10 protein-coding genes and 1 tRNA gene are annotated in these 13,959 nt (G+C 70.0%); 4 read left to right on the forward strand and 7 right to left on the reverse strand.

Annotated elements, in window-relative coordinates; genetic code table 11:
- Positions 1-109: 109 nt before the first annotated feature.
- Both VFO26_RS04695 and VFO26_RS04700 read left to right on the forward strand, forming a co-directional pair.
- Positions 110-1,405: a cation:proton antiporter gene (locus VFO26_RS04695; RefSeq protein ID WP_325113731.1), complete on the forward strand. Its 1,296-nt coding sequence runs from the start codon at positions 110-112 to the stop codon at positions 1,403-1,405.
- Between the two features lie 117 nt (positions 1,406-1,522).
- Positions 1,523-1,996, forward strand: coding sequence for a hypothetical protein (locus tag VFO26_RS04700; RefSeq protein WP_325113732.1), 474 nt, complete (start codon positions 1,523-1,525; stop codon positions 1,994-1,996).
- Between the two features lie 582 nt (positions 1,997-2,578).
- On the opposite strand, the gene VFO26_RS04705 is transcribed toward VFO26_RS04700, so the two are convergent.
- Positions 2,579-2,651, reverse strand: a tRNA-Asn gene (locus tag VFO26_RS04705).
- A gap of 111 nt (positions 2,652-2,762) precedes the next feature.
- On the opposite strand from VFO26_RS04705, the gene VFO26_RS04710 reads away from it, so the two are divergent.
- Positions 2,763-4,220, forward strand: a complete 1,458-nt coding sequence (locus VFO26_RS04710) for a LysM peptidoglycan-binding domain-containing protein (protein WP_325113733.1) — start codon at positions 2,763-2,765, stop codon at positions 4,218-4,220.
- On the opposite strand, the gene VFO26_RS04715 is transcribed toward VFO26_RS04710, so the two are convergent.
- Together VFO26_RS04715 and VFO26_RS04720 are read right to left on the reverse strand one after the other, a co-directional pair.
- On the reverse strand, positions 4,205-4,429 hold the full coding sequence (locus tag VFO26_RS04715) for a hypothetical protein (RefSeq protein WP_325113734.1): 225 nt from the start codon (positions 4,427-4,429) through the stop codon (positions 4,205-4,207). The genes VFO26_RS04710 and VFO26_RS04715 overlap by 16 nt on opposite strands.
- 201 nt (positions 4,430-4,630) lie before the next feature.
- A complete protein-coding gene (locus VFO26_RS04720; RefSeq protein WP_325113735.1) occupies positions 4,631-4,999 on the reverse strand; it encodes a hypothetical protein in 369 nt (122 codons plus the stop codon).
- A gap of 127 nt (positions 5,000-5,126) precedes the next feature.
- On the opposite strand from VFO26_RS04720, the gene VFO26_RS04725 reads away from it, so the two are divergent.
- The gene (locus tag VFO26_RS04725; protein ID WP_325113736.1) at positions 5,127-7,874 is read left to right on the forward strand and encodes a BTAD domain-containing putative transcriptional regulator; all 2,748 of its coding nucleotides are present in this window, start codon (positions 5,127-5,129) and stop codon (positions 7,872-7,874) included.
- Between the two features lie 18 nt (positions 7,875-7,892).
- On the opposite strand, the gene VFO26_RS04730 is transcribed toward VFO26_RS04725, so the two are convergent.
- The 4 genes from VFO26_RS04730 to VFO26_RS04745 all read right to left on the reverse strand — a co-directional run.
- Positions 7,893-9,530 (reverse strand): ABC transporter substrate-binding protein, encoded by a 1,638-nt coding sequence (locus VFO26_RS04730; RefSeq protein ID WP_325113737.1) that lies wholly within the window; start codon positions 9,528-9,530, stop codon positions 7,893-7,895.
- On the reverse strand, positions 9,527-11,173 hold the full coding sequence (locus tag VFO26_RS04735) for an ABC transporter substrate-binding protein (RefSeq protein ID WP_325113738.1): 1,647 nt from the start codon (positions 11,171-11,173) through the stop codon (positions 9,527-9,529). Before VFO26_RS04735 ends, VFO26_RS04730 begins: the two co-directional genes overlap by 4 nt.
- Positions 11,170-12,777, reverse strand: coding sequence for an ABC transporter substrate-binding protein (locus VFO26_RS04740; protein ID WP_325113739.1), 1,608 nt, complete (start codon positions 12,775-12,777; stop codon positions 11,170-11,172). Before VFO26_RS04740 ends, VFO26_RS04735 begins: the two co-directional genes overlap by 4 nt.
- Before the next feature lie 5 nt (positions 12,778-12,782).
- Positions 12,783-13,959, reverse strand: a 1,177-nt coding sequence (locus VFO26_RS04745; protein ID WP_325113740.1) for an ABC transporter substrate-binding protein, incomplete at its 5' end; no start/stop codon positions are given.

The following is a 13,959-nucleotide window of genomic DNA, read 5'->3' on the forward strand; positions in this document are numbered from 1 at the left end:
TTGGTGTGGATCGCGAGGCTACGCCTGCCAGGGTGAAACCTCAAGCTCTCCCGTTCGGCTCTCGCAGCGGCTTGCGTAACCGAGGGGGAAAACGGGGTATGCCGCGGCGATGACGCTCGACGGGCCACTCGGGGCCGGCCCCGGCTTCGATTGGGCCGACCCGTACGCCGCCGGCCTCCTCGTTGTCGGGCTCGCGGTGTTCGCTGCGATCGGCGCGCTCTCGCACGAGGACGATCGCGCGTTCTCGGCCAGCCTCATCTACCTGGCACTCGGGCTCGCCGCAGCGGTCGTGATCGGGCTGAGCGGAATCGACTGGCTCGTCCCGCGCGAGGACGCCGAGCTGATCGAGCGCCTCAGCGAGCTGGCCGTCGTGATCGCGCTCTTCTCGACGGGACTGAAGCTCGACCGGCCGTTGCAGCTCCGCGCGTGGGGATCGGTCACGCGGCTTCTGGCGGTCACGATGCCGCTCACGATCGCCGCGGTCGCGGCGTACGGCGTCTGGGTGATGGGGCTGCCGGTGGCCGCGGCGATCCTGCTCGCGAGCGCGCTCGCTCCGACCGACCCGGTTCTTGCGGGTGACATCGGCGTCGGCCCGCCGGGCGAGGCGGACGAGACCGAGCCGAAGTTCGCCGTCACCGCGGAGGCCGGTCTCAACGACGGCCTCGCCTTCCCCTTCGTCGTGCTCGCGCTGTTCATTTCGGGCCGCCCCGGCGCAGGCTGGCTTCCCGAGTGGGTGCTCGCGGACGTCGTCTACGCCGTTCTCGCGGGCGTCGGGATCGGGGCTGTAGGCGGCTACGGGATCGCCGCCGTGCTCCTTCCGCTGCGGGACCGGCGTCTCGTGCGCGAGGAGTTCGACGGCTGGATCCCGATCGCCTCCGTGCTCGTCGTCTACGCCGTCGCCGAGCTCGCGAGCTCCTACGGCTTCCTGGCCGCTTTCGCTGCGGGCATCGCCTTCCGGCGCTATGAGCACGACCACGAAGCTCATCAGGCCGTCCATCGTGGCTCCGAGGTCGCCGAGAAGTTCGGGGAGCTCGCCGTCATCCTGTTGCTCGGCAGCATGGTCACGCTCTCCGGGCTCGGCCAGCCCGGTTGGCGCGGCTGGCTGCTCTGCGCCCTGCTCCTGTTGGTGATCCGGCCGCTGGCGGTCGCGGTCGCGTTCGTGAGGTCCGGCCTCGGTCCGCGTGAGCGCCTTTTCCTCGGGTGGTTCGGCGTCCGCGGCATCGGCTCCCTCTACTACGTCGCAGCCGCGCTCTCATACGGCGTCCTTCGCACCGACGAGGAGAACGTCGTCTTCTGGACCGTGGCGGTCGCCATCCTGATTTCGGTCACAGCGCACGGCATCACCGGCACGCCGCTCACTCGACGGCTGCTCCGCCGCACCTCCTTTCGTACGCAACACGGCTAGCCGTCGCGCTGATCGCCGTCAGCATTGTTTGACGGCCGGGGCTACGGGCATACAGGAAGCCCCTTGCCGGCCGGCCCTCATCGGAGTCGTATTCCGCGGCAACCGCCGCGCTAGCGCATGCAGCGATCTTTCCTCGCCATCTACCTACGAGATCATCACGCCGCGGGCGTCGCGGGGACACGACTCGCGAGACGCGCAGCCCAGGCCCAGACCGCCACGAGCGACCTTTTGGCGGTCGCGTCGGAGATCGAACAGGATCTGAGTGCGCTGGAGGGAATCATGCGGAGCCTCGGAGTCGAGCGCGATCGGGGGAAGGATGTGCTCGCGCGCATCGGCGAACGACTTGGTCGGCTGAAACCCAACGGACGGCTTCGAGAGCGCTCTCCACTCAGCGACGTATTGGAGCTCGAAGCCCTTGTCGTCGGCATCACAGGCAAGAAAGCGCTCTGGCTGAGCCTTCGTGCCGGATCGTCCGTACCGACGGCGGATCTCGAGCGTCTGGTCGAGCGAGCCGAGAGTCAGCTCAGGGTTGTGGAGGAGGCACGGCTGCTTGCCGTTCGACGAGCCTTCGGTTCCGGCCAAGAGCGATGAGGTCGAGTGCGAGCCCGAGGAGAGGTCAATGCGCTGTCGTGGGCGCTCATGCCTCATTGCGGACGAGCCAGGGGTGCTCAGGGATGCGGAGCGTGTCTTTCCTGGGGAGACATGCAAGACCAGGCAGGCGGCGCCACCACCTCTTGGCCCTTCCCCCGACCAGAGGTGGCTGACCGCCTGCCGCGTGGGCTCGCTCGGAAACCAGCAACCCCCCGGCTGCCCGGCGGGCCCCGCGGCGCCAGTATCCGATCAGGCGGCACCGCGCGACCCCGGAGGTTCGGCTAGGCCTCTGCTGTACCCATGACAAAGGTCGTGGAGGAAGGCGCCGGGGGCGGTGTGCCGACGCCGCCAGGTCGACCACCGCCACGCCCGGATCCTCTTCCTGGAATGACGCGCGAACGGAGCAATACTTGCGCGGTCGCGTGAAGTTCACTCGAAAGAGTGAAGCCGGCTCGACCCCGACGCGGCCGAGCCTGCCGAGGAACGGCTTGTCGCCCTTCGGCGAGGTGCCAAACCCGGTACCAAGAAGGCGCTCGGCCCGGCCCGCCCTCGCCTCTTGGCGGAGATGCAGGCGGCTTGCAGCTCCCCGGGTTGGACTCGAACCAACAACCCTCCGGTTAACAGCCGGATGCTCTGCCAATTGAGCTACCGGGGAAGGCAGCGATCGAAAAGTGTAGCGCCGGCGGGTCGCTGGCCCGCGGACGCCGCGGCCTAGTTCGCGCGTCGGGAGGATCTGCGCGCGGGGCGGCGAAGTCGGGAAGTTCCCGTGCGCCGAACCGTCGTGATCGTTGCTGCGGCGGCTGTCGCCCTGGCACTCGCCGGGCCCGCCGTCGGTGGACAAAGCGCCAAGATCGCGGCGCTCCAGGTCGCGCTGCGCTCGCACGGGCTCTACACGGGAGCGGTCGACGGCATCTCCGGCCCGATGACTCGCCGGGCGGTGCTGAGCTTCCAGCGGCGCAACGGGATCCGCGCGACGGGGAAGGTCGGGCACGCGACGCGCTGCAAGCTGGGCAAGCTCGGCGTCCCGTTGCTCGGGCAGCGGCAGCTCTCGCGCGGTCGCGTCGGCTGGGACGTCGCCTCGCTCGAGTTCAGGCTCCGTCGCTTCGGCCTCGCCGCGACGCGGATCGACGGCCGTTTCGATGCCGCCACGGCCGCGGCGCTGCGACGGTTCCAGCGATCGCGGGGCCTGAGGGCCGACGGGATCGCGGGCGCGTGGACCTTTCGCGCGCTGGCGCGCGGGAAGAAGGCTGCCTCCAAGAAGCCCGTCGCCACGCGGCGGCTCGTCCATACGGTCGAGCCGGGAGAGGGGTTCGTCGTGATCGCGCGCCGCTATCGGGTGCAGCCGACGAGGCTTGCTCGCGCCAACGGGCTTCGCCTCACGAGCGTGCTCACCCCCGGCCAGCGCCTGCGGGTGCCGGGTCGGGTCGTCGCCGGGCGGAAGAAGAAGACTGCTCCGCGCGCGCCCACGCCGAGGCTCGTCCACACCGTACGACCGGGCGAAGGGTTCGTCGCGATCGCGCAGCGCTACGGGGTTCGGGCGGACGGGCTCGCGGGCGCGAACGGTCTCACGCTGGCGAGCGTCATCACACCCGGCCAGCGCCTGCGGATTCCCGGGCGTGCCGCCGCCCCCGCCCCGAAGCCGCGGGATGTCTCGACACGCCTCCGTCACACGGTCGGAGCCGGGGAGAGCTTCTACTCGATCGCGCAGCGCTACCACGTCAGCCCCTGGCGGCTCGCCCGCGCGAACCGGCTCTCGCTGATGGCCACGATCGTCCCCGGTCAGCGCCTGGCGCTGCCCCCCGGCGCGCACGTCGGCTCCGCCTCCGTGCCCGTCGACCGCTCCACCGTGGCGGCGGCGATCGACCGCTGGGCGGGGGCGTACGGCGTCGACCCGAAGCTGGCACGCGCGCTGGCCTGGATGGAGTCGGGCTTCCAGCAGGACGTCGTCTCGAGCGCGGGCGCGATCGGCGTGATGCAGCTGCTCCCCGAGACGTGGGAGTTCGTGGACACGGTGTTGCTGGGCGAGGCGACCCCCAGGACGTACGAGGGCAACGTCCGCGCCGGTGTCCGCTTCCTCCGCTGGCAGCTCGACGAGTTCGACGGCAACGTCAGGCTCGCCCTGGCGGGCTACTACCAGGGCGCCCGCGCCGTACGCGAGCGCGGCCTCTTCGACGACACGAAGCAATACGTGTCCGTGATCCTCCAGCTCTACGGCTCCGTCTGAGCCTCCTCGAAGGCCGCCGAAGTAGCGATCTCGAGCCGTGCGTTACCGCGACCACGTACGGACGCGATGTGGGCACGGAACAGCCGCTCCGCGATCTCGGCGTCTTCGAGCTCGAGTTGCCGCAGGAAGCCTCGGCGCTGCAAGCGACGCACGGCTTCCTGCGGCAGGCCCAGGCGCTCGGCGATCGCGGCGGGGTCGGAAAGCTTCACGCCCGCCCTCGTGCCGGGCGGAAGCGAAACCGGAACCGGACAGGTGACAGCTGCGCACGGCGCCGCCGTCTGCGGATCCGGATCGCACTCAGGACGGTGTCACGCGAGTCAGGCTGGAGCGCGTCGCGTGCGAGGTCGGCATGGCGTTCCCGCACAAGCATGCGCAGGGTCTGATTGTCGGGATAGATCACGATGACCTCCTCAGTGGGCCCCCGCCGAGCGACGGCGGCGGCCGGTCAGGGCGAATGCGACGGCGATGAGTGCCAGCGCCGCAACGACCGACACGGCGGCGATGGAGATCGCACCGCTCCAGTCGGTCCCGGTCGACGCGAAGTGGGTCGCGGGCAGAGGGTCGGTGGCCGGCGAGGGCTGGGTCGTCGCTCCGACGCCGTTCGGCGAAGCGATGCCTTCGGGCGGCATGGAGGACTTCGGCGCTGCACTCTCGAGGTGCAGGGGGTCGCCGTCGGGCGTGATCGGGTATGCGGCCACAGGCGCCGCGGTGACGAGCAGGGCCAGGAAGAGCCCGGCGAGCGCCGCAAGCCGTCGTCCGGACTGATGGGTGCTGTGCACGTTCCGCCTCCTTCGTCGGTCGGATGACCAAGCGTTCGAGAAGCGGGTTGAGCCCCGGTTGAGGGCCGGTGGAGCGCCGTTCCGGCGTGGTGTACGTTCGCGCCGACCTCTCGGCAGAAAGGCACGGATGAGGTTCCGGATCCTCGGCCCACTCGAAGCGCTCGACGGTGTCCGCTCGGTGCGGCTCGGGGCATCCAAGCCTCGCGCGCTCCTCGGCGCGCTCCTCCTCCATGCGAACGAGGTCGTGTCGACGACGCGCCTGATGGACGAGCTCTGGGGCGAACAGCCCCCGGCCACGGCGGCCAAGCTGGTGCAGGGCTACGTCCACGCTCTCCGCAAGCAGCTCGACCCCGACACCCTCGTCACGCAGGCGCCCGGCTACCTGCTGCGCGTCGACCCGGAGGCGCTCGACCTCCTCGAGTTCCAGCGCCTGACCCGAGAGGCACGCGTCGCTCCGGCCGCGCGCGCGGCCGAGCTCCGGCGCGAGGCGCTCGAGCTTTGGCGCGGGCCGCCGCTCGCGGACGTCGTCTTCGAAGGGCCCGCCCGTCACGAGGTCGCGCAGCTGAGCGAGCTGCACCTCGCGACGCAGATCGAGCTGCTCGAGGCCGAGCTCGAGCTAGGCCACCACCCCCGGCTCGTCGGTGAGCTCGAGATGCTCGTCGCCGCCCATCCCTACCAGGAGCGCCTCCGCGAACTGCTGATGCTCGCCCTGTACCGCTCGGGTCGGCAGGCGGAGGCGCTGCAGGCTTACAAGGCCGCCCGCAGGATGCTGAGCGAGGAGCTCGGTCTCGAGCCCGGGCAGGCTCTGCGTGAGCTCGAGGCGGCGATCCTGCGACAGGATGACGCCCTGTCGGCGGGGGCCTCCAGGTCGACGGCTCGGGATCCGGGCGCATCGGTATCGGCGGAGCCCGCGACGCCACCCGCTCGCGGAGACGAGCTCCGTCCGGTGACCGCGCTGTTCGCCGACATCGTCGGCTCGACCGCGCTCGGCGAGCGCCTCTCACCGGAAGACGTGAAGGCGCTCGTCGGCGAGTGTGTGACTCAGATGAGCCACGCCGTCGAGGAGTACGGCGGCACCGTCCAGGCGTACGAGGGGGACGGCATCTGCGCGTACTTCGGCGTCCCGCAGGCACACGAGGACGACCCCGAGCGGGCGGCGCGGACCGCGCTCCGGATCCACGAGGTCGTGGGCCAGTACGCGCATGACATCGCCCAGGCGTGGGCGATCCCCGACTTCGCCGTGCGCGTGGGGATCAACACGGGCCGCGCCGGCGTCGGGCCGGTCGGCGTCGGAAGCCCCCAGACCGTCGCGCTCGGCGACACCGTGAACGTTGCGGCACGGCTCCAGTCGACGGCAAGCCCAGGGACGATCGTCGTGGGCGAGGAGACGGCACGGCGCCTCGCCCACAGGTTCGCGTTCGAACCGCTCCACGAGCTCTCCCTCAAGGGGCGGGACGAGCCGGTTCGTGCGTCGAGGCTCGTCGGTCCGATCCGCGCTGCTACGAGACTGCGGCTGCGGGCGCTCGTCGGCCGCGAGAGCGAGCTCGCCCGCCTGCGAGCGGTCGTGAACGATCTCGAGGCCGGCCGTGGCCAGGTGCTGCTGCTCCTCGGCGAGCCCGGCATCGGCAAGACGCGCATGCTCGCCGAGCTGCGCTCGACCCTGCCGGGGCACGTCACCTGGCTCGAGGGCAACAGCCTCTCCTACGGGGGGCTCCCGTCCTGGCCGTTCATCGACGTTCTCCGGCGCTGGCTCGGCATCGAGCAGGGAGACGCGGAGATCGTGGTGCGCACGCGTGCCCGGGCACGGCTCGGCCCGCTGTTCGGGGACGACCCCAGACGAGCTCTGCCGGGCCTCGGCCGGTTGCTGAGGATCGAGCTCGGCCAGGGTGCAGGGGGCGCCGAAGGAAGTGAGGCGCGTCGCGCGTACGTCGCATGGATCGAGGCGCTCGCCGGGCAGGGACCGGCGGTCCTCGCAGTCGAGGACCTCCACTGGGCACACTCCTCGACGCGCGAGCTCGCCGAGGATCTCCTCGAGGTGACCGAACGCGCTCCGCTCCTGCTCGTCGCCACGCTCCGTCGCGACCCCGACTCGGAGGGGTGGCGATTCCGTACCCGAGTCCTCACGGAGTTCTCGCACCGCACAACCGAACTCGCCCTCGACCCGCTTTCGCCGGCCGCGGCCCAGGAGATCCTCGGTGCGTTGCTCCCAGGCGTCGTCGACGAGGCGATTGGCGAGGAGCTCGTCGCTCGGGCCGAGGGGAACCCGCTCTACCTCGAGGAGCTGCTGCGGGCGCTCCTCGAGTCGGGTGGCCTCGAGCGACGCCATCGGACCTGGACCACCACAGTGCGGCCCTCGCTCCTGCTCCCGCCCGCGCTCGAGAACCTCCTGGTCGCCCGGATCGACCGGCTGGCCGACGGGCCGCGCAGGCTGGCCCAGGTCGCAGCGGTGCTCGGGCGCGAGTTTCCAGTGTCGATCCTCGAGCGCGTCGCGGGGGACGACACTCAGGACGACCTCGCTGCGCTGTTACGCGCCGAGATCGTCCGCGAGCTGCGGCGCTATCCCGAGCTCGTCTGCGCCTTCCGCCACGGGCTGCTCCAGGAGGCGGTGCTCTCCTCGCTCACGCCCGCCCGGCGGCGAGAGCTCTACGGCGCGGTGGCGTCGGCCGTCGAGGAGGTCTACGAAGGGGCGCTCGACGACCACCTGGAGCGACTCGCCCACTACCACGCGCAGAGCGGGGACATCGCGACGGCGCGGGACTATCTCGGGCGTGCCGCAGAACGGGCGGACGCGCTCGGCGCAGGCTCGCGGGCGGAAGATCTGCGGGGTCGCGCAGCTCGCCTCGAAACCGAGGGGGGTGGCGCGTCCGGGTCGTAAGGGAGACATGTCTCGCCCCTACCGCTTGCATGCGGCCGCGAGGTCGACGCCGTAGAACGGGTGGTACAGGAAGCAGCCGAAGCTCTTGGAGACGAACGACCTGTTGAACGTGTTGTAGAGCGGCGCCCAGGGCGGGTTCGTGCGCATCAGCTCGACGTCGAGGTCTTCCGACGCTTTTCGGCGCGCATCACCCGTAAGCTGCTTCGCCGCATCGATTCTGGCGTTCGTAGGCGGGTCGTCGAAGTACGCGACGTTCAGACTGCCCGTCGGCCGGATCCTCCTGCCGTCCAGCAGCGTCTCGAGGAACGACCCTCCGTCGGCGTAGTCGGCCGCCCAGCCGTCCCGGGCGATGTCGAAGGGCTCGCCACGGGTTTGGATCTTCTCGACGAGCGTTGCCGCGTCGAAGTACTTCACGTCCAGGTCGATCCCGATCTGCTTGAGCTGGAACTCGAGCGCCAGGGACTGGGCGACGCTCGAGGGGGCGCTGGTCGTGTAGAACATGAGCTTTGTCGGCTTGATGCGTGCCCGTGCAAGCCAGCGCTTCGCAGCCGCGAGATTCGGCCCTCCGAGCGGGTAGATGCCCACTGCTCGTCCCAGCGCGGGTGGGAGGATCTGGTCGGTGCGCTTGCCCGCTAGGTAGCCGAGGGGGCGGACGAGCGCTGCTCGATCCAGCGCGAAGTTGATCGCCTTCTTGAGCGGTATCTGTCCTGGTCCCTTGAAGGCTGGCCGGTCGTGGTTGAAGGCGAGGTACCAGGTCACCGGCGCGGGGCTGACGAAGAACTGCCCGCCGGGCCGGTTGACGCCGTACCTCTCGGCAAGGGCTCCGTATGCCGCGCTCGGGACACCGAACGGAAAGCAGTGGTCGATCCGATCCGCCTCTATGGCGACCAGGCAGGCCTCCCGGGTCTCGCCGACCGTCCACACGACCTGGCCGACGTTCGCCGGGCGGTCCCCGCGGTAGAACGGGTTGCGCTTCAGGACGACCCGCTGGTTGACGACATGCTCCGCGACGTAGTAGGGGCCCGAACCGGCGGGGTCGACTCCCCGGGAGTCGACCGGAGTGCCTGGAAGGACGGGACAGAAGAACGGCAGCGTCAGTCGTTGGGGGAAGTCCCCGAGCGGCTTCGTCAGGCGGATCTGCAGTCGGTACCGGCCGACCACGCGGACTCCCGAGATCGACTGCGCGTTGCCATCGATCATCGCCTGGGCGCCCTCGATCTCACGCATGAAGCCCGTGGCGTCGGTCGCCTTCTGTCCCGGGTGGGCATTGCGATTGAAGGCGGCGGCGAAGCTCTGCGCCGTCACCTGCACGCCGGTATGGAAGCGGAACGTCCGCCGGAGCTCGAAGTCGTACGTGCGTCGGTCGCGAGAGACGGTGTACGACCGAACGACCTCCGGGATCACGCGCGCGCCCGCAGCCCCATCCTCGTCAGGGTGGTTGAAGAGCTTCGCGCAGGTCGCGAAGGTGATCGCCCACGACGGCCCGCCGTAGCCGAGCGCCGTGTCGAGCTGGCCGACGTCCTCGAACGACCCCATCCGGAGTATGCCGCCCTTGCGCGCCTCGTCGGCGCCGCCGGCGGGGTGCGCTCCCGCGGCCGCGAACATCGCCAGTCCGGCGACGAGCAGCGTGAGAGCGAGCGAGCGCCGGCGCCTCATTTCTTGCAGGCCGCCGCGAGATCGACGCCGTAGAAGGGGTGGTAGAGGAAGCAGCCGTAGCTCTGCGACACGAAGTTCGGGCGCGTCGTGTGGAAGTACGGCGCCCAGGGTGGGTTGGTGCGCATCAGGTCGACGTCGAGGTCGGCCCAGGCCTTTCGCCGCACGGCGCCACGCAGGCGGCCGGCCGCCGCGATCCTCGCGTTGACCCGGGGGTCGTCGAAGTAAGCGGCATTCAGGTTGCCCGTCGGCCCGATGTTCGCGCCGTTCAGGAGCGGCTCGAAGTACCCGGCGGGGTCGGCGTAATCGGTCGTCCAGGCGAGCATTGCGACGTCGAACGGCTCTCCGCGCGTGCCGACCTTCCGGACCTGCGTCAGCTGCTCGAAGTACTTCACCTCGACGCCGATGCCGATTCGCTTCATGCTCGACGCAAACACCTGGGCGGCCGCGACGTTGCCGGGCCGGTCGGTGAACGCGTAGAGGACGAGCCCGGCCGGCTTGCGCGCCGCTCGGGCGAGCCAGCGCTGGGCCCTCGCCACGTCGCCCGCGACCGGGTAGATAGCCTCGTCCCGTCCGAGCGGGGCTGTCAGCAGCTGGTCGTCGGGCGTGCCTCCCAGGTAGCCGAAGGTCTCGCCGAGGGCCTGCCGGTCGAGCGCGTAGTTGATCGCCTTCTTGAGCGGGATCTGCCCTGGCCCTCTGAACGTCGGCCGCTCGTGGTTGAAGGCGAAGTACCACACGTCGAGCCGCTGGCCGACGAAGAACCGGCCGCCCGGCCGGTTGACGCCGTACGTGTCGGCCAGTCGCCGGTACGCCGTCTGCGGGATCCCGAACTCGACGCAGAGGTCGATCCGGTCCTCCTCGGTGGCGGCCAGGCAGTCCGCCTGGCTCATGCCAAAGGTCCAGACGATCTCGTCGACGTTCGCCGGGCGGTTGCCGCGGTAGTACGGGTTGCGCTTCAGGATCACGCGCTGGTTGACGACGCGCTCGGCGACGTAGTAAGGCCCGGAGCCGGCGGGGTCGTCGATCCCTTTCGGGTCTACCGGCGTATTCGGGAGAATGGGGCAGAAGAAGGCCATCGTCAGCCGCGCGGTGAAGTCGCCGACCGGTTGGGTCAGCCGAATCTGCAGCCGGTAGGCCCCCAGGGCGCGAACGCCCGAGATCGTCTTCGCTCTGCCCGCGATCACGGCCTCCGCGCCGACGATCTCGCGCATGTAGGGCGTGGCCGGGGAGCCGAGCTTCGGGTTGGCGACGCGGTTGAAGGCGTCGACGTAGCTGCGCGCGGTCACCTGCGCTCCCGAGTGGAAGCGAAACGTCCTCCGCAGATCGAAGGTGTAGGTTCGTCCGTCGCGGGAGACGGTGTACGTCCTCACCACCTCCGGGATCAGCCGCAGGCCGGCCGCGCCCGGCGCGTCCGGGTAGGTGAACAGGTTGGCGCAGGTCGCGTACATGAGCGACGTCGAGGTCGAGTAGTACGCGAGGCCGGGATCGACGAAGTCGATGTCGGTGTGCCTGCTCAGGCGCAGCGTGCCGCCCTTCCGCGCCTCGGTCGCGTCGTTCGTCGAGCCGGCCGGGTGCGCAAACGTCGCGGCGAGCAGTGCGACTCCGGCGGCCAGCATCCCGAACGACAGTGAGAACCTGCGCGTCATCGCTTCTTGCACACGGCGGCGATGTCGAAGCCGTAGAGGGGGTGGACAACGACGCAGCCGACGCCTTTCGACACGAGGGTGCGGGTCTGAGTGTGCACGTACGGCGCCCACGGCGGGTTGTCGCGCATGAGGTCGACGTCGAGGTCGGCCCAGGCGGCTCTGCGCCGTGCCTCGCCCGTCAGGCGGTTCGCCGCCTCGATCCGCGCGTCGATCCGCGGATCGTCGAGGTTGACGCCCTGGCCGCTTCCGCGGTTGAGGATCGGGACGAAGAACGCAGCCGGGTCAGCGTAGTCGGCAAACCAGCCAGCCAGCGCGAGGTCGTACGGCTCCCCGCGGGTTGCGAGCTTCCCGGGCAGCGCACCGATGTCGAAGTACTTCACCTGGAGGTCGATGCCGATCTGCTTGAGATTGAAGGCGAGGATCTCGGCCTGTGCGACGGTCACGGAGAAGCTGTTCGCGTAGAGAACGAGCCGTTTCGGCTGGTTCCTCGCACGAGCCAGCATTCTCCTTGCGGTGGCGTAGTCGGAGCCCCTGAGCGGGTAGATACTCGTCGGGCGGGCGAGCCCGCGTGGGAGCATCTGGTCGGCCCGGTTGGCCGAGAGATAACCGAGCTGACGGGTGAGCTCGGGTCGGTCGATGGCGTGGTTGATCGCCTGCTTGAGCGGGATCTGGCCGGGGCCGGCGAACGCGGGCCGGTCGTGGTTGAAGGCGACGAACGAGGTCGTCAGGGACGGACTGACGAAGAACCGCCCACCCGGTCGGTTGATGCCGTGCCTCTCCTCCAGCTCCCGGAACAACGCCCCGGCCGGGAGGCCGCCGCCGAGGTAGCAGTAGTCGATCGTGACCTGCTCGATGGCGAGCAGGCAGTCCTTCAGCTCGTCGATGGTCACGACGACCTCGTCGACGTTGGCGGGGCGGTTCCCGCGGTAGTACCGGTTGCGCTTCAGGACGATGCGCTGGTTGACGATGCGCTCGGCGACGTAATAGGGCCCCGAACCGGCGGGCGTGTCGATCTCGGCGATCGGTGTGCCGGGCAGGATCGGGCAGAAGAACGGCATCGTCAGCCTCGCCGTGAGATCCCCAACCGGCCTGGTGAGCCGGATCTGCAGCCGGTAGCGACCGAGCGCGCGGACGCCGGAGATCGTCTGCGCCTTGCCATCGCTCACCGCCGCGACGCCGTCGATCTCGCGCATGTAGGCGGTTGCCGGCGACTCGAGCTTGGGTTGCGCGACCCGGTTGATCGCAGCGACGAAGCTGTGCGCAGTGACCGGAGCGCCGGTGTGGAAGCGGAACGTCTGCCTCAACTCGAAGGTGTACGTCCGCTGGTCCCGCGAGATCGTGTACCGCTCGACGACCTCCGGCACGAGTCGCGTCCCAGCAGCGCCCTGAGCGTCCGGGTAGTTGAACAGCTTCGCGCACGTCGCGTAGCTGAGCATCCATGACCGCGGGAAGTAGCCGACCGCCGGGTCGACCGAGTCGACGTCCGCGGGTGCGCTCAGGCGGAGCGTCCCGCCCTTCCGTTCCTCCGTGGCGGACCGTGCAAGACCAGCAGCGACGAACAGCCCCACGCCGGCGGCCAGCATCCCGAGAGAGAGCGAGAGCATGCGCGTCATCGCTTCTTGCACACTGCTGCGATGTCGACGCGGTAGATGGGATGGCGGAGGAAGCAGCCGAGGCTCTTCGAGACGAACGCGCGGTTGTTGATGTGGAAGAAGGGTGCCCAGGGCGGGTTGTCGCGCATCATGTCGACGTCGAGGTCGGCCCAGGCGCGCCGGCGGGCCTCTCCGGTGAGCCGGTTCACCGCTTCGAGGCGGCGCTGGAGGCGCACGTCGAGGCGAACACCGCTGAGCTCGAGCAACGGCACGAAGAAGCCCGCTCCATCGGCGTAGTCGGCGGCCCAGCCGATCATGACGATGTCGAACGGCTCGCCCGGCGTTGCGGCCTTGTCCAGCGCGACGAGTGGCGCGAAGTACCGAACGTCGAGCTCGATGCCGATCTGCCTGAGGTTGTGGGCGAGGACCTGCGCAAAGATCAGGGCCGGGGGGATCGTCCAGGCGTACAGCACGAGCGTGGTCGGCTTGTGTTTCGCTCGCGCATACCAGCGACGTGCGGCGACCGGATCCGCGCCGGCGAGTGGGTAGACGCTCCCCGCACGTCCGAGCGCGGGCGGCAGCAGCTGGTCGGTGCGCTTGCCGCCGAGGTAGCCGGCCGCGCGGGTCAGCTCCGGCCGGTCGATCGCGAAGTTGATCGCCTTCTTGAGCGGGATCTGGCCGGCACCCTCGAATGCGGGTCGGTCGTGGTTGAAGACGAACATCCAGGTCGCGGGGCTCGGCCGCACGAACAGCTGGCCACCCGGACGGTTGATCCCGTATGCCTCGGCGAGCGCGCGATACGCCGACCGCGGCGCACCGGGCTCACCGCAGAAGTCAGCCCGGTCCTCTGCGACGGCGAGTTCGCAGGCCTGGATGCTGACGCCCCCCGTCCAGACGATCTCGTCGACGTTGGCGGGTCGATCCCCGCGGTAGAAGCGGTTCCGCCGGAGCAGGGTGCGCTGGTTTGTGACCCGTTCGGCGACGTAGTACGGGCCCGAGCCGGCCGGCTTGTCGATCCCCTCGGGATCGACAGGTGTGTTCGGGAGGATCGGACAGAAGAACGGCATCGTCAGCCGGGCGGTGAAGTCGCCGAGCGGCCTCGTGAGCCGAACCTGGAGGCGATGGCGGCCGAGCACGCGGACGCCCGAGATCGACTTCGCCTTCCCGTCGATCACGGCGTCGGCGCCTGCGATC

The sequence above is a fragment of the Gaiella sp. genome (assembly GCF_035710885.1).
Taxonomy (GTDB): Bacteria; Actinomycetota; Thermoleophilia; order Gaiellales; family Gaiellaceae; genus Gaiella.